21 protein-coding genes are annotated in these 22,442 nt (G+C 41.8%); 16 read left to right on the top strand and 5 right to left on the bottom strand.

Annotation, left to right across the window (positions count from 1 at the left end; genetic code table 11):
- The first annotated feature begins 67 nt into the window (after nucleotides 1–67).
- The 12 genes from AC1XUD_RS10170 to nuoK all read left to right on the top strand — a co-directional run bounded on the left by AC1XUD_RS10170 (nucleotide 68) and on the right by nuoK (nucleotide 12,968).
- Complete coding sequence (locus AC1XUD_RS10170; protein WP_483360875.1) at nucleotides 68–412, top strand: DUF6686 family protein; 345 nt, start codon at nucleotides 68–70, stop codon at nucleotides 410–412.
- A gap of 12 nt (nucleotides 413–424) precedes the next feature.
- On the top strand, nucleotides 425–1,264 hold the full coding sequence (locus tag AC1XUD_RS10165) for a heme/hemin ABC transporter substrate-binding protein (RefSeq protein ID WP_483360874.1): 840 nt from the start codon (nucleotides 425–427) through the stop codon (nucleotides 1,262–1,264).
- A 6-nt stretch (nucleotides 1,265–1,270) separates the two neighbouring features.
- Nucleotides 1,271–2,377 carry a FecCD family ABC transporter permease gene (locus AC1XUD_RS10160; RefSeq protein ID WP_483360873.1) on the top strand — a complete coding sequence of 369 codons (1,107 nt, stop codon included), beginning with the start codon at nucleotides 1,271–1,273 and terminating at the stop codon, nucleotides 2,375–2,377.
- Nucleotides 2,374–3,168, top strand: coding sequence for a heme ABC transporter ATP-binding protein (locus tag AC1XUD_RS10155; protein ID WP_483360872.1), 795 nt, complete (start codon nucleotides 2,374–2,376; stop codon nucleotides 3,166–3,168). The genes AC1XUD_RS10160 and AC1XUD_RS10155 overlap by 4 nt, the downstream gene beginning before the upstream one ends.
- Nucleotides 3,169–3,344: 176 nt before the next feature.
- Nucleotides 3,345–4,391: a hemin-degrading factor gene (locus AC1XUD_RS10150; protein ID WP_483360871.1), complete on the top strand. Its 1,047-nt coding sequence runs from the start codon at nucleotides 3,345–3,347 to the stop codon at nucleotides 4,389–4,391.
- Nucleotides 4,392–4,562: 171 nt separating this feature from the next.
- A complete protein-coding gene (locus AC1XUD_RS10145) occupies nucleotides 4,563–6,674 on the top strand; it encodes a bi-domain-containing oxidoreductase (protein ID WP_483360870.1) in 2,112 nt (703 codons plus the stop codon).
- A gap of 6 nt (nucleotides 6,675–6,680) precedes the next feature.
- Nucleotides 6,681–8,639, top strand: a complete 1,959-nt coding sequence (locus AC1XUD_RS10140) for an alginate lyase family protein (protein WP_483360869.1) — start codon at nucleotides 6,681–6,683, stop codon at nucleotides 8,637–8,639.
- Nucleotides 8,640–8,643: 4 nt separating this feature from the next.
- Entirely contained in the window at nucleotides 8,644–9,888 is a 1,245-nt protein-coding gene (locus AC1XUD_RS10135) for a glycosyltransferase family 4 protein (RefSeq protein WP_483360868.1), read from the top strand.
- A 100-nt stretch (nucleotides 9,889–9,988) separates the two neighbouring features.
- Nucleotides 9,989–10,441 (top strand): methylglyoxal synthase, encoded by a 453-nt coding sequence (locus tag AC1XUD_RS10130; protein WP_483360867.1) that lies wholly within the window; start codon nucleotides 9,989–9,991, stop codon nucleotides 10,439–10,441.
- A gap of 294 nt (nucleotides 10,442–10,735) precedes the next feature.
- Entirely contained in the window at nucleotides 10,736–12,121 is a 1,386-nt protein-coding gene (locus AC1XUD_RS10125; protein ID WP_483360866.1) for a 4Fe-4S binding protein, read from the top strand.
- Between the two features lie 17 nt (nucleotides 12,122–12,138).
- Nucleotides 12,139–12,660: an NADH-quinone oxidoreductase subunit J family protein gene (locus AC1XUD_RS10120; RefSeq protein WP_483360865.1), complete on the top strand. Its 522-nt coding sequence runs from the start codon at nucleotides 12,139–12,141 to the stop codon at nucleotides 12,658–12,660.
- Nucleotides 12,657–12,968: an NADH-quinone oxidoreductase subunit NuoK gene (gene nuoK, locus AC1XUD_RS10115; protein ID WP_483360864.1), complete on the top strand. Its 312-nt coding sequence runs from the start codon at nucleotides 12,657–12,659 to the stop codon at nucleotides 12,966–12,968. The genes AC1XUD_RS10120 and nuoK overlap by 4 nt, the downstream gene beginning before the upstream one ends.
- Nucleotides 12,969–13,075: 107 nt before the next feature.
- Here the strand turns inward: nuoK and AC1XUD_RS10110 are convergent, their stop codons facing one another.
- Complete coding sequence (locus AC1XUD_RS10110) at nucleotides 13,076–13,864, bottom strand: DUF1828 domain-containing protein (protein WP_483360863.1); 789 nt, start codon at nucleotides 13,862–13,864, stop codon at nucleotides 13,076–13,078.
- Nucleotides 13,861–14,361, bottom strand: coding sequence for a DUF6978 family protein (locus AC1XUD_RS10105; protein WP_483360862.1), 501 nt, complete (start codon nucleotides 14,359–14,361; stop codon nucleotides 13,861–13,863). The genes AC1XUD_RS10110 and AC1XUD_RS10105 overlap by 4 nt, the downstream gene beginning before the upstream one ends.
- Nucleotides 14,362–14,497: 136 nt before the next feature.
- Here AC1XUD_RS10105 and AC1XUD_RS10100 point away from each other — a divergent pair, with 136 nt between their 5' ends.
- Entirely contained in the window at nucleotides 14,498–14,944 is a 447-nt protein-coding gene (locus AC1XUD_RS10100) for a DMT family transporter (RefSeq protein WP_483360861.1), read from the top strand.
- 5 nt (nucleotides 14,945–14,949) lie between these two features.
- Here the strand turns inward: AC1XUD_RS10100 and AC1XUD_RS10095 are convergent, their stop codons facing one another.
- The gene (locus tag AC1XUD_RS10095) at nucleotides 14,950–16,176 is read right to left on the bottom strand and encodes a 4-hydroxy-3-methylbut-2-enyl diphosphate reductase (RefSeq protein ID WP_483360860.1); all 1,227 of its coding nucleotides are present in this window, start codon (nucleotides 16,174–16,176) and stop codon (nucleotides 14,950–14,952) included.
- Nucleotides 16,177–16,419: 243 nt separating this feature from the next.
- Between AC1XUD_RS10095 and AC1XUD_RS10090 the strand changes: the two genes are divergently transcribed.
- The 3 genes from AC1XUD_RS10090 (at nucleotide 16,420) to AC1XUD_RS10080 (ending at nucleotide 18,737) form a co-directional block, all read left to right on the top strand.
- Entirely contained in the window at nucleotides 16,420–16,989 is a 570-nt protein-coding gene (locus AC1XUD_RS10090) for an RNA polymerase sigma factor (RefSeq protein ID WP_483360859.1), read from the top strand.
- Between the two features lie 130 nt (nucleotides 16,990–17,119).
- The gene (locus AC1XUD_RS10085; protein ID WP_483360858.1) at nucleotides 17,120–17,734 is read left to right on the top strand and encodes a hypothetical protein; all 615 of its coding nucleotides are present in this window, start codon (nucleotides 17,120–17,122) and stop codon (nucleotides 17,732–17,734) included.
- On the top strand, nucleotides 17,694–18,737 hold the full coding sequence (locus AC1XUD_RS10080; protein ID WP_483360857.1) for a hypothetical protein: 1,044 nt from the start codon (nucleotides 17,694–17,696) through the stop codon (nucleotides 18,735–18,737). Before AC1XUD_RS10085 ends, AC1XUD_RS10080 begins: the two co-directional genes overlap by 41 nt.
- 16 nt (nucleotides 18,738–18,753) lie before the next feature.
- On the opposite strand, the gene bshC is transcribed toward AC1XUD_RS10080, so the two are convergent.
- Entirely contained in the window at nucleotides 18,754–20,304 is a 1,551-nt protein-coding gene (bshC, locus tag AC1XUD_RS10075; protein ID WP_483360856.1) for a bacillithiol biosynthesis cysteine-adding enzyme BshC, read from the bottom strand.
- A 218-nt stretch (nucleotides 20,305–20,522) separates the two neighbouring features.
- Nucleotides 20,523–22,337, bottom strand: a complete 1,815-nt coding sequence (locus AC1XUD_RS10070) for an acyl-CoA dehydrogenase family protein (RefSeq protein ID WP_483360855.1) — start codon at nucleotides 22,335–22,337, stop codon at nucleotides 20,523–20,525.
- Nucleotides 22,338–22,442: the final 105 nt, after the last annotated feature.

Below are 22,442 nucleotides of genomic sequence, written 5' to 3'. Positions count from 1 at the left end.
TCCTATCATGGCGAAATGAATTTACTGAACGGTAAAACTGATATGTAAAACTTATTAAACAGTGGGTATGCAGGAATCACAACACAGTTACAATTCATTGCGAATTCTTAGTCAAACCGGGCGAGGTTATATCGGTCAATGTTCGTGCCGTGACCATTACAATTTCGTTTTCGGTAATGTTCTGTTCATTTTCACTGAAGACGGGCTGAGAGGTTTTCAATCTATTTTATACGATGCCTGCTATATGCAGCAGCTTGAAGAAAGCCTTCCTCACGGTAAGAACTACCTTTTACCTTCTCCTATTCCGAATTTTATGCTGTCGTTTGACGAGTCGGAAGTGGAAGAAATTAAAAATCTTTTTCAGGAATCATTTCTAACCTTAGAGATAGACAAGATCTTTTCGTGTAAATAAATCCCCCGTTGAATGCAGCTGTCCAAGTGTTTTAAACCTCTGATTCTTAACATTTTACTGGTATCGCTTTCTGTCCATGCCATTGCAGGTAAGTCCTCGCGGATTGTATCGGCGAATGGTACCTTGAGTGAAATCATTGTCGGACTTGGTCTTGAAAGTCAACTGGTTGGCGTCGACGTAACAAGCACGTACCCGGCTACTCTGGAAAAACTTCCCAAAATTGGCCATAACCGTACCATTGCAGCAGAAGGTATCATTGCGCTAAATCCTGACGTAATTGTATATACCGACCAAAGCATGATCTCTCCGGCGGTTGTTAAACAACTCACCAGTACCGGAAAAAAGGTAGTTGAATTTAAACATGAGTATTCGAAGGAAGGCGCTATAAAACTGATCAGGGAAGTGGGCGCATATTTCAATGCCAAACCTGCAGCTGAAAGGATGGTTAAAACACTCGAATCAGATCTTAATAAAATTCCTAAAAACACTTCATCAAAGAAATTACTATTCATATATGCCCGCGGAACAGGCACGTTGATGGTCTCGGGAACGGGTACATCCACTGACAAAATGTTCACCCTGGCTGGCTATAAGAACGCCGTTCAAGGCTTCACCGATTTCAAACCTTTGACATCCGAATCGCTGGTTGCGGCCAATCCCGATGTTTTGGTATTGTTTTCGAGCGGACTGGAAAGTCTTGACGGAACGGACGGACTTTTGAAAGTACCGGGAATTGCGCTCACAAACGCAGGAAAAAACCGGAAGGTAATAACAATGGACGGCCAGTTACTTACGGGTTTTGGCCCGAGACTGGGCAAAGCAGCATTGGAACTTTATCAAAAAGTCAAATAAGAAAAAATGGAGGTGGTGATAAAGGAAAAACCCGGAAGTATTAATCTGATTTTGACTCCCGTCAAACGAAAACGACGTTCGGATCAAAGAATGTTGCTCATTTTGAGCCTTCTTTTGACAGGTTGTGTGATATACTCAGCCTGCCAGGGTGCGCTACAGATTTCTATATCGGAATTTTGGAACATCGTCGCATTTAAAACGGGCATCTCACAATCAGCGAATTACGAAGAACAAAAGTCGATCGTATTTTGGATGATACGTTTGCCAAGAGTATGCCTGGCAGTATTGATTGGTGCAGGACTTGGTATCGCCGGGGCTTCTCTGCAAGGTCTTTTCCGAAATCCCATAGCTGATGCAGGCCTTATAGGTGTCACGTCGGGAGCCTCTATGTTTGCGGTTTTTGTCATTATGCTGAACGCCAAATATCTATTTATGCTCAATGAGTTAGGTGGTGCATATGTCATATCATTCGTAGCTTTTATCGGAGCCGTATTGACGACGATGCTGGTATATCAGCTTTCCAAGGTTACCGGAGAAGGCGGCATCACGACCATACTTCTTTGCGGAATTGCGATCAACGCACTTGTTGGCGCTTTAACTGGCCTCATGACTTACCTCGCCGATGATGCGCAACTTCGCTCCATTACTTTCTGGAACCTCGGCAGCTTGGGTGGCGCCACCTGGACTTCCGTTATTTCGATCGCTCCATTTGTCGGCGTGTCGGTGTTCAGTATGCCATATCTTGCCAAGTCGCTGAACCTTTTGGTTTTAGGCGAAAGTCAGGCGTCAGCGCTTGGTGTCAATATGAAAATTTTAAAAAGACAGGTAATCATCCTCGCAACGATGGGGGTTGGTGCTTCCGTAGCAGTTGCAGGCACGATTGGCTTTGTTGGATTGGTAGTTCCGCATATTATTCGCACCACTTTTGGACCGGATCACCGCACATTGATGATGGGGTCCGCACTAGGAGGAGCGATTGTGCTGACCTTGGCAGACACGATTTCCAGAACTATCGCGGCTCCTTCCGAACTGCCGATAGGAATATTGACGGCACTCTTGGGAACACCGTTTTTCTTGTACATCCTTTGGGAACAAAAAAGAAAGAGGATATGATAGCGGTCAACAAAGCTGGATATGGAGTTAACGGACGGACACTGATCCAGGATATCTGCTTTGAAGCGCAAGCAGGCGAATTTTGGGCAGTTTTAGGAGCAAACGGCGCTGGCAAGTCGACCTTGATGAAGCTTTTGTCAAGAGAATATACGCCTTCAACAGGATCAATCGCGTTTCACGGGCAGGCTCTTTCCGACTATGAATTAAAGGACTTGGCTAAAAAACGTGCCGTTTTAGCCCAGCAAAACAACATTACGCTCTCTTTTACCGCCGCAGAAATTGTGCTGATGGGTCGATATCCATATTACAGTGCCGATCCGTCTGACCATGATCTGGACATTGTGGATCTATGTCTTCAAAAGGCCGGAGTTTCTCATTTAAAAGACAGGCTTTATCCGACTCTATCCGGAGGTGAACAGCAAAGAGTGCAGGTAGCGAGGACATTGGCGCAAATATGGAATGTCGACAAAGGGCTTTTATTATTGGACGAACCAACTACCGGGATGGACCTTTTGCATCAATATGAAACTTTCAAACTGGCAAAAGAAATGACGGGAAAAGGATATGGAGTTATCGCCGTTGTCCATGATCTAAACCATGCTTTACAATATGCAGACAAAGTTTTGGTACTAAAATCGGGGCAGGTTATTTCAAAAGGTGAGCCGGAAAAAGCACTATCGGAAGAGATCATCAAAAGTGCTTTCGGAATTTCGGTACAAATCATTCAAACCGAAAATTCGCCCTTCCCGATCATCATTCCCAACTTTCAACAAAAACCGATTCATGTTTAGAGCTGTTACGTCTATTTTTTTAACGCGAGTGGCTGTAGTGCCGCACAGCGTTTCGCTATAGCAATTAAAAAACTCCACGTAACTCAGCGTCAAACTCAAATTAACTCTGCGTTCAGATAACATCTTTCGTGATGAAAATATTAAAATACTAATAATCAATTATTTATCAATAACTCATGAAGACAACACTCGCACCCAACAGGGCAGAACTCAAAGCAACCTGGGCAGAATTCAAATCGCAAAATCCAAAAACCCGTATCAGAGATGCAGCTAAGGAACTTGGCACAACCGAAGCAGAGCTGGTGGCAACAGGCATTGGCGAATCTGCTATTCTTCTGGAAGGTGATTTCAGAGAGTTGATTAAAGAAGTTGGTTCGCTTGGCCACGTGATGGCGCTGACCAGAAACGACCATGTTGTTCATGAGCGTAAAGGAACCTATGAGAAAATATCTTTCAATAACCACGTCGGACTTGTATTAGGCGCAGATATTGATCTTCGTTTGTTTCTGGGCGATTGGAAATTCGGATTTGCGGTTAATGAAAATGATCGTAAAAGTCTTCAATTCTTCAACAGTTTCGGAGAAGCGACACACAAGATATATATGACAGAAAAAAGCAATTTGGTAGCATATGATACGCTGACTGAAAAATATAAAGCCGCCGATCAGGATCAAAACCTATTTATTGCTGAAAAAGCCGAGGTAAAACCTGAACCGGAATCAATACCGGACATTGACAAAGCCACGTTTCAGGAAGAATGGTTGAACCTGAAAGACACCCACGACTTTTTCGGTCTCCTGAAAAAACATAACCTGACCCGAAAACAAGCATTGAGGCTTGCTCCTGAGGGATATGCATATCAGATTACGCCGGAAAGTTTGAAAGATATATTCGACGGCGCATCTGAAACACAGGTTCCGATCATGGTTTTTGTTTCGAACAACAACTGCATTCAAATCCATACCGGCCCGATCAACAAGATATTTGTGATGGGTCCATGGTTGAATATCATGGATCCGGAATTCAATTTACACCTTCGCCAGGACGCGATTGATGAAGCCTGGGTAGTAAAAAAACCTAGCGAAGCCGGATTGGTAACGGGTATCGAATTGATCGACAAAAACGGGGTGATGTTCAACCAATATTTTGGTAAAAGAAAACCGGGTATTCCTGAGTTACCGGAATGGACTGAACTTGTGGAAACCAAAGTGACTAAAATCTAATATTTCGAAGAATTGACACTGAGATATAAATCAGTTTAAGATTATAATTTCGCCATAGTAATTAGAAAAGGCCGATTCGGATGGATCGGTCTTTTTTTGCGCTATTGTTTTTCCAAACAGTCTGTTATCTTGCAAGTTAAGACCTACCATTGTTATTACCCTGCCCGTTGAATGAAGCAGCTTATCCAGAATTTAAGAACAGGCGAAACCTTGCTGGAAGAAGTTCCCGCGCCTATGGTGAAACATGGACACGTCTTGATTCAGACGACAAATACCCTTGTTTCGCTCGGAACGGAAAAAATGCTGATCGAATTTGGCAAAGCCAATCTCCTCGAAAAAGCCCGGCAACAGCCCGAGAGGGTTAAAATGGTGATGGATAAGATCAAAACCGACGGATTAATGCCGACAGTAGAAGCCGTTTTTAACAAACTCAGTCAGCCGATTCCACTTGGATATTGCAATGCCGGAATCGTACTCGCGGCGGGTGAAGGAATTACGGATGTACAGGTTGGGGATCGGGTTGCGAGCAATGGCAGTCATGCAGAAATCGTTTGTGTACCCCGGAACTTACTGGCAAAAATACCTGACAACGTCTCGGATCAGGATGCAACTTTTACCGTAATTGGGTCAATCGCCTTGCAGGGAATTCGATTGCTGAATCCATCATTAGGCGAAACTGTGGCCGTTATTGGTTTGGGATTGATCGGATTATTGACTGCTGAGTTGTTAAAAATCAATGGTTGCCAGGTGATCGGTTTTGATATCAACCAAGAAAAACTTCAGATTGCGCGATCCAAAGGAATCATTGCCATAAATTCGTCTGAGGGTGATATTGAAAAAATTATCCAGGAAATGACGGCAGGATATGGGGCAGATGGGGTAATAATTACGGCGTCATCCAAAGGCAATGATATCATTTCTCAAGCAGCGAAAATATCCAGAAAAAGAGGCAAAATCGTATTGATCGGAGTCACAGGTCTGGATATCAATCGGGCCGATTTTTATGAAAAAGAGCTCACATTCCAGGTTTCCTGCTCTTACGGTCCCGGCCGATACGACCCGGCATATGAAAACAAAGGCGTTGAATATCCGTTGCCCTATGTGCGCTGGACAGAGAATCGAAACTTTCAGGCCATTTTGCAATTACTTTCCTCCGGCACCCTGGATGTCAAACCTTATATCAGTGAAGTTGTTGAATTCGTGGATTTTAACAACATATATAGTCAAATAGGAAAAGCGAATACCGTCGCCTCGCTCCTGACTTACCCTGAAAAAGTATCTGTTGCGAAAACCATTCGATACCATGATATACCTAACACAAATTCAAGCGGAATAATTGGAATCATCGGTGCAGGCAATTTCACGAAAATGACTTTGCTACCTATTCTCACCGGCGAAACCATTAAGTATATCTCCAGCGCGAACGGACTTTCTGGAACGTCGTTGGCCCAGAAACATAAAATAGGGTTTAGTACAACGGATTATCAGGAAATACTGGATGACCAGGAAGTCGATCTGGTGATGATCACGACCCGACATAATCAGCACGCAAAAATGGTCATCGAATCATTAAATGCAGGCAAGCACGTTTTTGTGGAAAAACCGCTGGCAATTTTTGAGGGTGAATTAGACGATATAATAGCAAGCTACCAACAAGTTTCGGCCGGCAATGTCTCGCTGAGCGTCGGGTATAACCGCCGATTTTCACCTCACACTCAGAAGATTAAAGAGCTCACGAATGGCTTACCCATGAACGTCGTTGCAACGATGAACGCCGGCTGGATCGACCCATCTTCGTGGGTACACGACCCGCAGGTAGGCGGTGGGAGGATATTGGGCGAGGCCTGTCACTATATGGACTTATTAATATATCTGACCGGCAGTGAAATCGAAGCGGTTTGTATGAATGCAATGGGTAAACATCCAGATACTTCGTCTGACAATGCCAGTATTCTGCTCAAATTTCAGAACGGATCGACGGGCGTGATCAACTATTTTTCAAATGGCAGCAGTGCCTATTCCAAAGAACGGGTGGAAGTTTATGCACAGGGCCGAACCCTCGTTTTAGATAATTTCCGAACTCTTTATGGATATGGCTTCAAGAATTTCTCAAAACTTGATAGCAGGCAGGACAAAGGACACAAAGAGCAGTTTAGAAGACTGATCACTGCGGTGAAAACCGGAAGCGCACCTATTATCCCGTTTGCCGAAATTGTCAATACCTCAAAAGCCGCTTTTGCCGCATTAAATAGTCTGAAAGAAAATCGCTGGATATACTTATAGAATTGAATGATTGAACGCACCCTCCTTATTCTTGATCTGATTAGAAATATGGGTATTCGCTATATCCTGTTTCGTGGTTGGTACGAGATAAAATTGCGTTCAGGCCTTTTAAAGAGACAATACCCCAAAGACCAGGCCCTTAAATCCTTGATCACATTAGATCACTGGCGTAACAATTCCAGCCCTGATTTCTTCTTTTCAGGAAATCAAAGGGGGCAGGCTCATTCTCCAAAAATCCCGAGCATCGGATCCCTCAGCAACGAGGATATGGCGTCGCTCAAAAAAAGAGTTGACCAGATTCTGGATGGAGAATATCAGCTGTTCTATTCCAAGTGGTACCGTATACCCGATTGGCATACCCATCCCATCACGGGACATGTCTATCCAAAAGACTTACATTGGACTAAAATTCCGGATTTTTCCACTTCGGCTGGGGATATCAAATATGTTTGGGAAAAATCACGCTTCACTTTTCTATACGATCTGATACGTTATGACCAACATTTTCAGACAGATATGTCGAAAGTTGTATTCGATCATATCCAAAACTGGATTGATGAAAATCCCGTCAATTGTGGTCCAAACTGGCGTTGTTCACAGGAGATATCTCTACGCGTATTGAACTGGACTTTTGCGTTACAATACTATAGATATAGCGAAAACCTGACAGACGCTTTATTTAAAAAAATCATCAATAGCATATATCAGCAAATCGTTCATGTTCAAAAAAATATTCATTTTTCAAGAATCGCAGTTCGAAATAATCATGCGATTACAGAGACGCTGACTTTATATCTGGTCGGTTTGCTATATCCATTTTTTCCTGAGAGCGCTGTTTGGAAGGCAAAAGGTAAGGCTTGGTTCGAGCAAGAAATTGAATATCAAATTCAAAAAGATGGCACTTATTTGCAGTTTTCGATGAACTACCATCGGGTGGTGGTGCAGCTACTAACCTGGGCCATTCGGCTTTCCGAGTTAAATGGGGAAAATTTTAGGCCGATCGTTTATGAAAAAGCTAGAAAATCTGTCGCGTTTCTAACTGCGTGTCAGGATGAAAAAACGGGAAGGCTACCCAACTATGGCAATAATGATGGGGCGCTCTTTTTCCCACTTTCAGAAAGTGCATATCCTGATTTTCGTTCACAGCTGTTCGCACTGGCCCAGGCTTTAAAAATCAATACCGGATATGGTTCAGGTCCTTGGATCGAGGAAAGTCAATGGTTTGGATTGAATTCGGACAATAATAAGTGGAAGCCTGAAAACGGCTGTTTTCAATTCCTGAATGACGGATATTATATCATGAGAGATGTCGAAAGCTTGACTTTCCTCCGTTGCGGAAACTACCAGACCCGCCCATTTCAGGCAGATAATCTGCATATTGACATTTGGGTTAACGGCGATAATATTATGCACGACGCTGGTTCTTATCTTTACAATACCAAAGCCGAATGGCGGAATTACTTCTCTGGAACCGAAGCGCATAATACGGTTAAAATTTATGGTTTTGATCAAATGAAAAGAGCCTCACGTTTCATGTGGTATTATTGGATCAAAAAAAGTGCTGGCCTTTTAAGTGAAGACCTGCATGGAGATGAACAAATTTTTGAAGGAAGTTTTGAGGGTTTTCGTCACCTTGCCAGTGGAATTATTCATCGCCGGAAGGTGCGTAAAAAAGTTAATACACATTATTGGGAAATAGAAGACTGGCTGGAAGGTCTGCCTGCGGGATATACAGCCGCGCAATTATGGCATCCATCAAAAACTTTTTCCGAACATTTCCATATCCGGGCATATGACTATTCAAATCAACCGATTGCATACAAAACTTCTCCGGGATGGTATTCGGAAAAATATGGAGAGATGAGCGAGGGAACACAACTTTCGTTCACAATCCCGAATAATTATATCCGGACAGTGATTCAAAGCCATTCCGCTCTTATGATAAATACTGATTCGCCAGCCTGACCATATGCGCATACTATTAGTACATCAATATTTTCTGGAAGACGATGATGGCGGCGGGTCGAGATGGAATGAAATGAGCCGGATATGGCGTGACGCTGGTCATGAAATCACCGTTTTAGCTGGCATGGTACACTATATGGGTGGGCAGGTCGATCGATATAATGGGCGATATTTTGTTAAAAACGTAAATAAAGATGGGGTTGAAGTGATTCGCTGCCATGTTTCTGAACAATATCACGCCAGTTTCGCCGGACGATTGTGGAGTTATTTTTCCTTTACTTTTTCCAGTATTTGGGCCGGACTATTTCAACTTAATGGTAAATACGACGTCGTGATCGTCACTTCTCCGCCACTTTTTGTGGGTGCAACCGGTCTGGTTTTATCTTTTCTAAAGAAAGTACCGTTAATTTTTGAAGTAAGGGACTTATGGCCCGAATCCGCGATTGACACAGGTATATTAACCAACAAATCGCTTATCAAACTGGCCTTTGGCTTTGAAAAACTGATATATATAAAAGCCAAGTTAATCAATGTCCTGACGCCCGCCTTCCGCGAAAAGTTGATTCATGGCAAAAAAGTACCGCTGTCAAAAATTCTATATATCCCCAACGCAGCCGATTTTGCTATTGCTGATGAAGTTTCGGCAAATTTTGATACGGAGAAATTCAGAATTGAAAACGATCTGACAGGGAAATTTGTGGCGGTATATGTAGGGGCGCACGGTGTTGCCAATCAGTTGTCACAGCTTTTGGATACGGCTGAAATACTGCGAAATACAAATTTGCTCCTTATTCTGATAGGCGATGGTATGCAGAAAAAAGAGTTGATGAAAGATGCTCAAAAACGAAATTTAGCCAATATTCGCTTTATTGAACCGCTGTCAAAAAAAGAGGTATTTAAATATATCCTGGCTGCTGAAATTGGTATATCTGTGCTTAAAAAAGTGGATACCTTCAAAACTGTTTACTCTAACAAAACTTTCGATTATTTTTCATGTAAAAAGCCCGTTCTCTTAGGCATTGACGGTGTTTCAAGAAAATTAATCGAAGACGCAGATGCTGGATTATTTGTAGAACCCGAAAACCCACAGCAAATTGCCGATGGAATTTTGCACTACATGAAGCAACCGGAAAAAATAGCAGCTCAGGGCGTAAATGGATATCAATATGCAAAAGAACATTTTGACAGAAACAAATTGGCTTTGGAATATCTGAAAGCGATAAATAATATTGCGAATTCCAAAATTTAGCAGAAAGAACATTCAACTAGCCCAAGAAATACTTCAAACACTTAATATTCAGCTAATTAGTAAAACTAACCACTAAAAGCTAACTGCTTAAAGCGCGCTCATGCAAAACTACCGAACAATATCCCCATCCAAACGAATAGCCCTCGTAGCGCATGATAACCGGAAAACCGAGCTATTGGATTGGGCTTATTTTAACCGTGAAAAACTCGCCGGAAATACCCTGTATGGTACAGGAACCACGGGTAAGCTGATTGAAGAAAGGCTAAACCAACCGGTGATCCGGCTTCTGAGCGGGCCACTTGGAGGTGATCAGCAAGTGGGTAGTATGATCGCGGAAGAGAAAATTGACTTGCTGATTTTCTTTTGGGACCCCATGTCCGCGCAACCTCATGATCCTGATGTGAAAGCATTGCTTCGCCTATGTGTCGTTTGGAATATTCCGGTCGCTTCCAACAAAGCTACGGCTGACTTTTTATTTTCTTCTCCATTAATGGATCAGGAATATCTGGCTATTCAAACAGATTATAGCAATTATTTGAATCGGAAGGTGTGATTTGATGTTATATAAAATCGCAAATGACCCAACTTCTGTTTAACCTGGGAACGAAACTAGGAAAATGCCCCGTTGATTGGACATGCATCATATCTTGAAAAATAGAGTGGGCGAATGAACTGGTCAAGAGATTTTATTGTCAGTTTATCAGGGGCATGCGCCAAAACGAAATGAAAACAATTTTGGAAGGTGTTTTGGGATACTGCTGAGTTTTCGAGCTCTTTACTCTATCTTTGTCATAGGCTTCTAAGTGCTGTCAGAACATCTTATCGTCGATAAATTAAGATCATAGCGTTGTCAGATTATTTTAAAAACATATCAGAAGGCATCAATACCACGCTTACCGGAATGCGCCTTACGCTGCGACATTTGTGGAAGGCGAGACAACGACGCACGAATACTGATATCCGGAAAGACAATTTCTATGACCAGACAGACGGGATGGTCACGATACAATACCCGCAGGAAAGCATAGCGATCCCTGACAATGGTAGATATCGACTCCATAATGAAATGGACGATTGTATCGTTTGCGACAAATGTGTAAAAGTTTGTCCTGTCGATTGTATTGAAATTGAGCCGATTAAAGCCTTTGAAGAAGTTGGACGGGCATCCGATGGTTCCCCCATCCGACTTTATGCTGCTAAGTTTGACATCGATATGGGCAAGTGCTGCTATTGCGGCCTCTGCACTACGGTTTGTCCAACGGAGTGTCTGACCATGACAAAAACTTTTGATTACAGCGAATTTGACGTTCGTGATCTGGTTTACAACTATGCCAATTTAACGCCGGAGGAAGCAGATGAAAAACGTGCGTTGCTGGAGCAATTCCAGAAAGAAAAAGAAGCATTAAAAGCTGCTCAGAAGCCAGTTATCGCTTCCGAACCAACACCTGTAACTGCCCGACCAGCTTTCAAACCAACTATAAAACCAAAGATTGAGACTGCAATTCAGGAGGAAAAAGCGGAAGAAAAACCCGTTGCGAAACCTGTTTTCCAACCTCGCAAGCCAGTCATCACCGCCAGCGCAGAGGAAACCCCGCAAGAGCCAAAAGCTGAAGCACCTAAATTACCGTTCCGTCCTTCCATGAAACCGAAGGCGGCAAACGAAGAAGAAGTTGAAAATAAAGCGTCCGAAAATACCGAGCTAGAAAAGTCGAAACCTGTATTCAGGCCGATAATGAAGCCAAAAACGGCTGGCTCCGATATTGTTGAAAATAAGGCAACGGAAAGTATTGAACCCGAAAAACCAAAGCCAGCTTTTAAACCGACAATGAAGCCGAGATCAACGGAGTCAGATATAGCCGAAAATAAGGCAACGGAAAGTATCCCACCCGAAAAGCCAAAGCCAGCTTTTAAACCGACAATGAAGCCGAAGCCAACGGAGTCAGATATAGTTGAAAATAAGGCATCGGAAAATACTGAACCAGAAAAGCCAAAGCCAGCTTTTAAACCGACAATGAAGCCGAAACCAACGGAGTCAGATATAGTTGAAAATAAGGCAACGGAAAATATTGAACCCGAAAAGCCAAAGCCAGCTTTTAAACCGACGATGAAGCCGAAGCCAACGGAGTCAGATATAGTTGAGAATAAGGCAACGGAAAATATTGAACCCGAAAAGCCAAAGCCAGCTTTTAAACCGACAATGAAGCCGAGACCCAAGTCTCCTGATCAGGAATAAATAAGGAAATTGAATCTATGGAAATAGCCGCTTTTTATACTTTTTCAGCGATGACCATTGCGTCTTCCTTGTTCATCTTGTTTTCCAGGAATCTGATTTATGCCGCTTTTGCGCTGTTCAAAGCCTTTCTAGGTATTGCGGCACTATTTGTGCTGGCCGGGGCCGATTTCCTTGCAGTTTCTCAGATCATGGTATATGTAGGTGGAATTTTGGTTCTTCTCATTTTCGGGATCATGCTCACTCAGCAGGCAGACAAGGCCGCGACGTCGTCGACTGCTAATAAAGTTATTGTAGAATCGAAGCGAAAAATTCCGGGGTTCTTCTTTGGCGGATTGACTTTCATTTTCCTGCTTTTCATGATTCTAACAGCCAATTTCCGACTAGTTGGAGAGCCGATTGTGAGAAAATCTACGGTAAAAAGTATTGGCGTTGATCTGATGACGAGTCATCTATTGCCGTTTGAGATTATAGGGATATTGTTGTTAGTGGCTCTAATCGGAGCTGCATATCTTGCCATGAACCGAAACCCTTCCGCATGAACTCGATAGGCCTGGAACATTATCTCATTGTAGCTGCGTTACTTTTTAGCCTCGGATTAGCCATTGCGGTCACCAAACGCCATTTTATTGGTATGCTATTAGGTATCGAGTTGATGCTGAATGCTGTCAACCTCAATCTGGTTGCATTCAATCGCCACGATCCTGAACGTCTCGACGGGCAGTTGTTTGCATTATTTGTAATAGTAGTGGCGGCTGCCGAAGTGACAATCGCGCTGGCTATTATACTTCGCGTTTACGGTCACTTCAAAACTGTTGACCCGGACAAGGTTAATAAAATGAAGCAGTAAACCTGTATCTAGCAACAGAGGAGTCCAGATTTTAGAAATCGTAACTCCGGAGCAAATTAATTACAGTTACACATCAGTCCTTAAATTTCCTATTGTTTACAAGCTGGTTAAGCCGCGGGATATAGTTTAGACAAATTATCTAAATTATGTCGCTCGCTCCATAAAATATAGCTTGCACTTTTCGCTTTTAAAGCTTCAAGAAACTCTCCTTTTACTAATTTTTCTTCATCATTAATCACTGCTATTGCAGTTACATTCTTTTTGCTAACCTTCTCTCTAACTGACTTGATATCATCCCAACTGAAGAGAAAGCTACTTAGAGTCTGTTTATTAATAGTATTGAAGGATTTGAGTACGAGCTCACTTCTTTTTCCAGCAATCTGAAAGTCAAACATAAACTCTAAGCCCGTTGAACCCTTAGAAATAAAATCGGGAGTATAAATTATATTATTCTCATCTAGGTATGTCCTTACATCCTCTTTAAAGATTGAAGAAACACTTGATTTAGACAGAACATATAAATCATTCAGTTCCATTATTGCAGATAGAAAATTATGTTTTTTCTGAGAAAAATTCTGTTCGCTGGTTTCCACAACAAGCTCATTATCTTTCAATTGGATGCCATAATTTAGCAAAATTCTTTCAGCAATATTTCGCCTTTCTCCGAGTCTGTTAAGTGATGTACCAACCAAATCAAGATTGTGAAATGTTTCTCCATTATCAGATAATATAATTTTATTACCTTTCTTTTGGGCATACATCTCTACAACATCATTAAAAAGACCAATAAATGGTGTCTGAATCGCAACCCATTCCGTATGTTCATCTGAAATAATGACTGTTTTATTTTTCAGCCAAACAAAATAGTCGTTTATAAGAGTATTTGCCCAAGTCATAATATTGCACTTTGGATGTTAAATACTGAAACAATATTAATCTCTTTAGCAAAAGCAATAATTGCATTACTAAAATCGTCAGCATTATTGATACTAAGAATTGGAAATTTATAAACCGACAAAGGTACTGCCCAAGCCAAATCCTTGAATCCCTCAACATACACATGGACATGTGGTTCATTGACAAAGAAATAGCCAACATAAGGTCTAATGAATTCAGGAACAAAATCCGTAATACTCTCCGGATTTTTATGGCCGCCTTTGTAGTCTATTCTGATCAATCCTTCTTTTGAATTATTTTCCTGATTATGAAGAGATATCTTGAATGTAATTTTTCTGTGAGAAGTAATCTCAAATAAGAAGTCGTATTCCTCTTCGTTTGGACTAGTCAAGTGAAACCGACTTTTCTCGACAGAAAGATCAATTGTATGCACTGAAACTCCTTCAATATTTTTTGGCAGTTTTAGTAATTTCGCAGCCAATTCATTTGAAAACATTGCTGATAAAGCTTTTTTGTACAAACATAGCCAAAAATAATCTAAGAGGTCATCGAAATATTATCAAACTTTGTGACCACTAGTACTAGCCATATATTATGACAATCACTAAAATATCAAATCGTCTCAAAATAATATGAACTGGATTTTTCTCTTTTTTGCATTCCTTATCGGAATATCCAACACAGTTCAATCAGGCGTAAATGTTCAGCTTCGCGAGTCGCTTGGAAACCCAATTTTAGCAGGAATCAGCTCCTTTGCTGTTGGTTTGATCGTGATGGTCATTGCGTTCACGTGTTTTAATCAACATCCGGTTCCATCAATACGTGAACTTCGAGAAATCCCGTGGACTCGATTCGTAGGCGGTGTATTGGGCGCTTTTTATGTAATCACAGTCATCTTTATTGTCAGAGATATTGGCCCTGCCAATATGATATGTCTCGTTGTTGCCGGTCAAATGATCGCCGCCATGCTGATCGATCATTACGGCCTCCAGGGATTTTCCGTCCATCATATTACCGCTCCCCGTATCGCAGGCGCGGTTTTACTTGTTGCAGGAGTATATCTGATTTTGAAGAATTAGTTAGATCAAAGATATGGAGTCATCACTTCCTCTATCGTCTGCGAGGTCTCAAAAAACGAAAGCAGTTTAACCAATATACCCTCAACAACCGCATCCGGACAAGATGCCCCGCAAGTAAGCATAATCCGTACCGGATACTTTTCCGGGATATAGTTTTCAGTTACAACCTCTTCTTTTGAATCTAACTTATAGTGCCGTATCAGATTCTTGTCCAATATTTTGTTGACTGATTCGATAAAATAAGTTGGAAATTTGGTTTCGCATAGTTCGACCAAATGAGAAGTATTTGAGCTATTATAGCCGCCCGCCACAATTACCAAATCAGCTTCGTGTGTCAATAATGCATATGTAGCATCCTGATTGTCATTTGTAGCATAACAAAGTGTGTCCCGAGTATTAGCAAAACGACTCTCGATTTCGGTTGGACCCAGTTTGTAATGCCGAATCATAACACTTTTTAGATAATCAGCAATACCCTGTGTATCAGATGCCAACATAGTCGTCTGATTAACTACACCGATTCGCTCCAAATCCCTTTCAGGGTTAAACCCTTCCGAATATTGCCCTTTGAAATCAGTAAAAAACTGATCAGCTGGTAATTCTTTTGTGATATATCTCGCCAGTATTTCTGTTTGAGTCATATTCTTGACAACCACAGTCGGTCCAGTTTCCTTACTATGAGAAAAAGTGGCGCGCGTTTCCTCGTGGGTCGGTTTGCCGTGCACTACAATGGAATAATCTTTTTCGCCGATCTGGGCAGCGCGGTTCCATACCTTTTCCACAAAAGGACAAGTAGTATCATATACCAATGAATTGATTCCCAGTTCTTCGAGTTTTCGCTGATTCTCAATCGTCGTCCCGAACGCAGGCACGATCACGATATCCTCATTCGTCAGACTCTCCCAAGGAATGATCTGATTTCCTTTGGTATCCATGATAAATTGAACGCCACGCGATATCAAATCCTGATTTACATCAGGGTTGTGGATCATTTCACTTAACAGAAAAATACGCTTGTCCGGATTTTCGGCAATGGCACGATATGCAATATCAATTGCATTTTCAACTCCATAACAAAAACCAAAATGCCTGGCGATCAAAAAACTGACAGAACCAAAATCCAAAACCGTAGGACTGTAATCTCGCTTCAGCTTATCATTTTTACGCCTGAATTCCTTAATCGGGGATATGATGTTACTTCTGTAGAAATCGGGGATATTGAAGGTCTTCATGGCACTCTGTTTACCTTGGATTTATATTGATGCTCAATTTCTTAACGCCAGCTTGATATTCACTATCTTTATTTGACGGTCGAAATTCGCACCATTTGTCAAAGATACGGCTAGCCGGTAAAAAGAACAATCGACGATCGGTGAATGTTCTTTTCAAAAAAACCAAAATAATTACTTTCTCGTGCAACATTCTGATTCAGATGTTGTCTTTACATTGAACGTTCAAAAAATTAAACCTTCTGCTTGAAAACAAAATTGTACACTGACCGGCATGTCGATCTTGTGGAACGCTGTAAAAACGGCGAGCGGAAGGCGCAGTATGAGCTGTACAAAAGCTATTCCAAAGCGATGTTCAATATCTGCATGCGGATATTGAACCATGTCGGGGAAGCTGAGGACGCTTTACAGGAGGCATTTGTGGATGCATTTACAAATCTACATCAGTTCAGGCAGCAGTCTACTTTCGGGGCGTGGCTTAAACAAATTGTGATCAACAAAGCGATCAGCCAGATAAGGGGCAGAAAAGCAAAGTGGGTGGAACTGGAAGAATGGCAGGAAAGTAGTAACGGTCAGGATGAGCCATACGAAGAAATAGATTTGACCGAGGACGAGACCTCGCTGGAAATAGAAAGGATTCGTAATGCGGTAATGAAACTTCCGGACGGTTATCGGGTCGTATTGTCGCTCTATTTATTTGAAGGTTATGATCACGAGGAGATCAGTGAAGTCCTCGGAATTAGTGAGAGTACATCCAGAACCCAATATATGAGAGGAAAACGCAAGGTGATGGATTTGATTGAAGCTAGAATGTAAATGAAAAAGATGGATAGTTAATTTAATAACTGGGGTGTATAAGGTTGGTTCGTGGCTCAGTAAGAGAGATAGTTTTAACAATCAAACATTTGGATCAATTTGAAACACTTTTTACAAATCAATTTTAACAATGAAAAATTCTTCTGATAAAAAGGATCGGCTGGAAAGGTTTGTGAGGGATAATAGAGATGGGTTCGACGCTTTCTTGCCAAAAGATGATCTGTGGAATCGAATAGACAGTAAACTTCACAACGACGCACCGCCGCTTCCATTAAGTAAAAAAAACGGTAAAAAGTGGCACCTGGAGACACGAATGCTTTTCGACTGGCGCGTTGCTGCATCGATTGTGCTCGTACTTGGGATCGGCTATTTATTCTTTCTCAATAAAGAGTATGGCATGACACGCGACCCGGGAGTAGCACTGAAAGTACCTGCGTATGCACGTGAGTTCAATCAATATACCAACACGATTGAACAGAAAAGGGTGGAGCTCATCAAGCTCACCAAAAACAATCCGGAGCTTTATAAGGATTTTTCTACCGACCTCCAATCGCTCGAGAAGAGCTATACTAATCTTCGTTCCAATTTGTCTAATGCGCCTAATCAGGAAGCATTACTAAAAGCCATGGTTCAGAATTTGCAATGGCAAATTGAATTACTGAATCAACAATTGAATATTTTACAGCGTATTAACAAGGAACAAAATGATCAAGATGAAAATAGCGATAACGCTCCTGTTATTTAACATAACAGTTGCTTCATTTGCAATGGATCCCGGCGCTGACGCCTTCCTGGTTGAGAGACGCAGAAACATTGTCAAAGAATTTGATGTCAATAATAAAGAAGCCCTCGTTCTGGACAATCAGTTTGGGCTCGTAAAAGTAGCCCTTTGGGATAAAAATGAGATAAAGGTTGAGATCGTCATTACTGCAAACGCTGCCACGGACTCAAAAGCGTTGGAATATCTGAAAGCGGTTGAAATTCAGGAAACGCGGGAAAAAGGCACACTGACGTTATCAACTGTTATTAACCGCAGCCAGTTTGACGCCAAAATGTGGGAAAACAGGAAAGGAGATAAGAATTTTATCCGAATCGACTACACAGTTTCTATGCCAAAGGAAAATCCGTTATTGGTAAAAAACCGCTTTGGCGATATCAATATCCCATTATTTCAGGCCGCATTGACTGTTGATACGCGATATGGTAACTTCTACGCTAACTCACTGGAGGGTATTACAAACAAAATAGATGTGAGATATGGAAATGCCAAAATCGGAAAGATCATAAACGGACGTATTGATAGCCAGTATTCTGATCTCAAACTGGATCAGGTGAAAAAACTGCTGCTCAATAATAAAGGCGGGGATCTGATGATCGGAGAGGTAACTGACCTGATCGCTGATATCAATTATTCTGGTGCAAAAATCGGTACGATCAAAGGTGAGGGCAAGATTAAACTCAACTATTCCGGTAATTTCAAAATCGATGAAATGACCAATTCGGCTGAAAATGTGAATATTGATGCCTCATACTCTTCTGTGGTATTACCTGCCGAAGCGAACAAATTCAACGTCGTAGTATCATATGGAAGTTTTATATATCCGGCTGCGAATGTGAGTTTTTCGATGCAACCCTCTAAGGACGATAAATCTTTCAAAATGCGCCAATATCAAGGCTCTGTGGGAGCTGGATCGGGTACGAAAATCACCGTTGTCTCCAAGTATGGAGATGTAAAGCTAAAGGATTGAAAGTCAATCTAAACTCTCAGCTTTCTGTCAACAGATAATATCTAAAACACAGTGGATCAAAAGTTGCCAGCAGTTTTTCGATAAATTGATTGTCGCTCAAATAGAAATTCAGAAAGTTATCATAACGTTCCTGGGCACTTCCGCCCGGGAACAGTTTGTTTTTAAGCCTCAGGAGTTGCTCTATCTCCGATTCATGGTTTCTTTCCTCAGCACGACGGATACGTCGCTCCAGCTTTTCAAGTGAGTTCAGTAATCGTGTATATTCGGCCTTAACTGCGCCCTCCATTGTAAAGTCAACTTTTACCGCAGCTTTTACAATACTTTCAAACACTTCGGAAAACGCCAATTTCTGATCTTCCAGATCAATCTTATGTTCTGTATTTTTCTGAATAAATGTTTTACGTAAAGCGATTTCATCCAAAAAAAGGTCCTCTGGATCCAGCTTGAGCTTTTCAGCCTTTTTCTGCTGGCTGCCGTTGAGATATAAACCAAAATTTCTTGGAATGAGCATCGGAAAAACCACATTGTAATGGTCAAAAATTCCCTTAAGCTGCATCCAATAAGGAACCTCTGACGGACCACCTATATATGCAAGATTCGGAAGAATAATTTCCTCATACAACGGGCGAAGTACCACGTTCGGACTGAATAAATCTGGCTGATTTTCAGCCAGTTCCAGAATTTCCTTTTCTGAAAATGTAAGTTCAGTATTCAGCACTTTGAAATCTTTCCCCTCGCGTACAATCCTTTCCCTGACATTCCCTTCCAGGTAAAAAAGATTAATTTCGCGCGCACTAATCTGTGGGTGATAACCGGAAGAAGAAAGCTTGGCGCTGGTTGCAGATAAGAGTTCGGCAGAGCTGGAAGTCATCAGCTCCTCGCGGATAGCGGGAAGAAATTCTCTTTTAAGATCGACATTGTCGGCGTCCAGACATATCAGCCCGTCCTTTCCGAAAAGCTCGTGCATATAACATCGCACGGCGTCAGAAAGGGTATCATTTTCAAGATATGCTTTTGAAAAGAGTAGCGGACGATCCGGAATAAGACGCAATATACTTTCGAGCTCTTTTGGGTCAAGCCTTCCTACCGCCCCCGAGTGATCTCCCTTCCAGGTATGTTTTTGCCCAAAAAGGTTAACCGAAGCAATTTCAGCAAAATCATGGTCTTCAGAAGCCATCCAATATACCGGCACAAAATTATAGTTCGGATGCGCCTGTTTTAATTTCCTTGCCAGATTTATCGTCGTGACAATCTTATAAATGATATACAGAGGCCCAGTGAAAATATTGAGCTGGTGGCCGGTTGTTACCGTAAATGTATTTTCCTTAAGTAGAATTGAAAAATCAGGAATATGAGGCAAATTTTGGTATTGCTCCTTCAAAACTTTTACCAGCGTTTTGCGCTTATCTGCATCGAAATCCGATCGCTGCCCGATAATTTCATGCGTATTTTCAATTGAAGGGAAGATATTGTAAAACTCTTTTAAAGTTTCCTTTTCGTCCAGATAGTCGAGTAATAACGCAGAGAATTGACCTGTATGGCGCAGGTCAAGGGATTGAACTGTCATGAAAGGTGGCTTTTCAACAGCTGGTAAAGATTCCAACATTTCTGATTTTTGGTAATAGGTATGAAACCTTACAAATAACGTTAAAGTTCAGGATTTCTGTGAGTATGCCTTCTGAATTTTAGCATGCACGACCATAATAATAGGCCACGACTTTACAGACGCGGCCTTTTGTTTCAAATTCGGTTTTTAGTTGCGCAGGCGCTTGCACCTGAAATGTCTTAGAATATATAATCGTTCTTTTCAATCAGCTCGTCAGCAATTCTTCTGCGGGCGTCTTTTAAATTTAACGGCTCTATTTTTGTGAATCGTTTTAAGCCTAGCAGCATTACTCTTAGCTCATCTGTTTCGGCAAAACTGGTAATTGCTGATCTGCCGGCTGCATTCACTTTTTCCACAGCGGAGTGAAGATATATCAGTGCCATATCCTTTTGAAGTGCGCTCGATTCCGCACCCAGAAGTCCGATTCTTTTTTCCACTCTTAGCAAAACTGATTCGGCTATGTATATCTCGATGGCCATATCAGCCAGGTTCATAATGATCTCCTGTTCGTCAGAAAGTTTCATCATGAATTTCTGAACTGCCGCTCCGGATATCATCAATATTGCCTTTTTCAGGTTTTTGATGACCTTCTTTTCAGCCGCAAAAATGGTAACGTCTTCATCCAAACCGAAATCAGGAATAGACATAATTTCTCTTCCAACTTCTTTGGCCGGCCCCATCAAGTCCAACTGACCTTTCATGGCTCTTTTTAAAAGCATATCAATGATCAGCAATCGATTTATTTCATTGGTTCCCTCAAAAATACGGTTGATCCGGCTATCGCGGTAGGCACGATCCATCGGTGCCTCAGCTGAATATCCCATTCCGCCATATATCTGAACACCTTCATCCGCCACATAATCAAGCACTTCCGAACCATGAACTTTCATGATTGCACATTCGATCGCGAACTCTTCAAGCGCTTTCAGTTTTGCTTCCGCTTCAGGTAACCCATTTTGACGCAATTGACTGATTTGATCATCAATATTCTGCCCTATTCGGAAAGAAGCGGATTCTGACGCAAATATGCGCACCGCCATTTCTGCCAGTTTATGTTTTATTGCACCAAATGCCGATATCGAAGTACCGAACTGTTTACGTTCATTAGAATAATTGATAGCCTGTTGAGCAACCTTTTTTGCTCCTCCTAAAGAACCTGCTGCCAGTTTAATACGACCTATATTGAGGATATTAACTGCTATTTTAAATCCATTACCACGTTCGGAAAGCATATTTTCGACAGGAACATGGCAGTCGTTGAAGAATATCTGGCGCGTATCGGAGCCTTTGATACCCATCTTATGTTCCGGAGCGTTCATTGTTATTCCTCCGAAAGTTTTTTCCACAATGAATGCAGAAAGATTTTTATCAACCTGACCGTTTTCTGCGATTTTGGCAAATACAATATAGACGTCAGCAAAGCCTCCGTTTGTGATCCACATTTTTTGCCCGTTGATCACATAACTTTTACCATCTTCGCTAAGAGACGCGCGGGTTTTGCCGGAATTTGCGTCTGACCCGGAATCTGGTTCTGTCAAACAATATGCCGCTTTCCACTCACCGGAGCCGAGTTTTGGGAGATACTGGTTTTTCTGATCTTCGTTTCCGTAATACAAGATCGGTAATGTCCCGATTCCGGTATGTGCTGAAATCGCTACCGAAAACGAATTGCCCGGCCCGAGTTCTTCTGCTATTAGCAGTGATGTATTAAAGTCCATTCCAAAGCCACCATATTCCTCTGGAATTACAGTTGCCAATAAGCCTAGCTCCCCTGCTTTATCCATTAGGCTGGATATCAGTTCGGGACCTTTCGCCTGATCAATTTCATCTAAAATCGGCCAAACTTCGGTTTGCAAGAAATCTTTGCAGGACTGAGCAATCATGCGCTGCTCCTCTCCAAATTCTTCGGGAATAAACACCTGCGATGCCTCTGTTTCCCGGATCAGGAATTCCCCTCCTTTAATCGACGTATTTTTTGATTCTGCGACCTGCATAGTAATATCTTCAATTATTGACTTTAAGCAAACACAGTATGCAAGCATACTAATTTCGAACTATACAAAATTAATTGTTTCGCAATATTATGCAAGCATACTATT

This window comes from Dyadobacter sp. HNCC25DJ184 (genome assembly GCF_056895215.1).
The sequence above is the reverse complement of the archived record's forward strand: the minus strand, read 5'-3'. Positions and strand labels throughout refer to the sequence as shown.

What these genes read in the sequence shown, in the direction of transcription:
- AC1XUD_RS10155 (WP_483360872.1), top strand. Translation starts at nt 2,374, where the DNA reads ATGATAGCGGTCAACAAAGCTGGATATGGAGTTAACGGACGGACACTG.
- AC1XUD_RS10150 (WP_483360871.1), top strand. Translation starts at nt 3,345, where the DNA reads ATGAAGACAACACTCGCACCCAACAGGGCAGAACTCAAAGCAACCTGG.
- AC1XUD_RS10070 (WP_483360855.1), bottom strand. Translation starts at nt 22,337, where the DNA reads ATGCAGGTCGCAGAATCAAAAAATACGTCGATTAAAGGAGGGGAATTC.
- AC1XUD_RS10130 (WP_483360867.1), top strand. Translation starts at nt 9,989, where the DNA reads ATGCAAAACTACCGAACAATATCCCCATCCAAACGAATAGCCCTCGTA.
- AC1XUD_RS10120 (WP_483360865.1), top strand. Translation starts at nt 12,139, where the DNA reads ATGGAAATAGCCGCTTTTTATACTTTTTCAGCGATGACCATTGCGTCT.
- AC1XUD_RS10105 (WP_483360862.1), bottom strand. Translation starts at nt 14,361, where the DNA reads ATGTTTTCAAATGAATTGGCTGCGAAATTACTAAAACTGCCAAAAAAT.
- AC1XUD_RS10165 (WP_483360874.1), top strand. Translation starts at nt 425, where the DNA reads ATGCAGCTGTCCAAGTGTTTTAAACCTCTGATTCTTAACATTTTACTG.
- AC1XUD_RS10160 (WP_483360873.1), top strand. Translation starts at nt 1,271, where the DNA reads ATGGAGGTGGTGATAAAGGAAAAACCCGGAAGTATTAATCTGATTTTG.
- AC1XUD_RS10080 (WP_483360857.1), top strand. Translation starts at nt 17,694, where the DNA reads ATGATCAAGATGAAAATAGCGATAACGCTCCTGTTATTTAACATAACA.
- bshC (WP_483360856.1), bottom strand. Translation starts at nt 20,304, where the DNA reads ATGACAGTTCAATCCCTTGACCTGCGCCATACAGGTCAATTCTCTGCG.
- AC1XUD_RS10095 (WP_483360860.1), bottom strand. Translation starts at nt 16,176, where the DNA reads ATGAAGACCTTCAATATCCCCGATTTCTACAGAAGTAACATCATATCC.
- nuoK (WP_483360864.1), top strand. Translation starts at nt 12,657, where the DNA reads ATGAACTCGATAGGCCTGGAACATTATCTCATTGTAGCTGCGTTACTT.
- AC1XUD_RS10135 (WP_483360868.1), top strand. Translation starts at nt 8,644, where the DNA reads ATGCGCATACTATTAGTACATCAATATTTTCTGGAAGACGATGATGGC.
- AC1XUD_RS10140 (WP_483360869.1), top strand. Translation starts at nt 6,681, where the DNA reads ATGATTGAACGCACCCTCCTTATTCTTGATCTGATTAGAAATATGGGT.
- AC1XUD_RS10170 (WP_483360875.1), top strand. Translation starts at nt 68, where the DNA reads ATGCAGGAATCACAACACAGTTACAATTCATTGCGAATTCTTAGTCAA.
- AC1XUD_RS10110 (WP_483360863.1), bottom strand. Translation starts at nt 13,864, where the DNA reads ATGACTTGGGCAAATACTCTTATAAACGACTATTTTGTTTGGCTGAAA.
- AC1XUD_RS10145 (WP_483360870.1), top strand. Translation starts at nt 4,563, where the DNA reads ATGAAGCAGCTTATCCAGAATTTAAGAACAGGCGAAACCTTGCTGGAA.
- AC1XUD_RS10100 (WP_483360861.1), top strand. Translation starts at nt 14,498, where the DNA reads ATGAACTGGATTTTTCTCTTTTTTGCATTCCTTATCGGAATATCCAAC.
- AC1XUD_RS10085 (WP_483360858.1), top strand. Translation starts at nt 17,120, where the DNA reads ATGAAAAATTCTTCTGATAAAAAGGATCGGCTGGAAAGGTTTGTGAGG.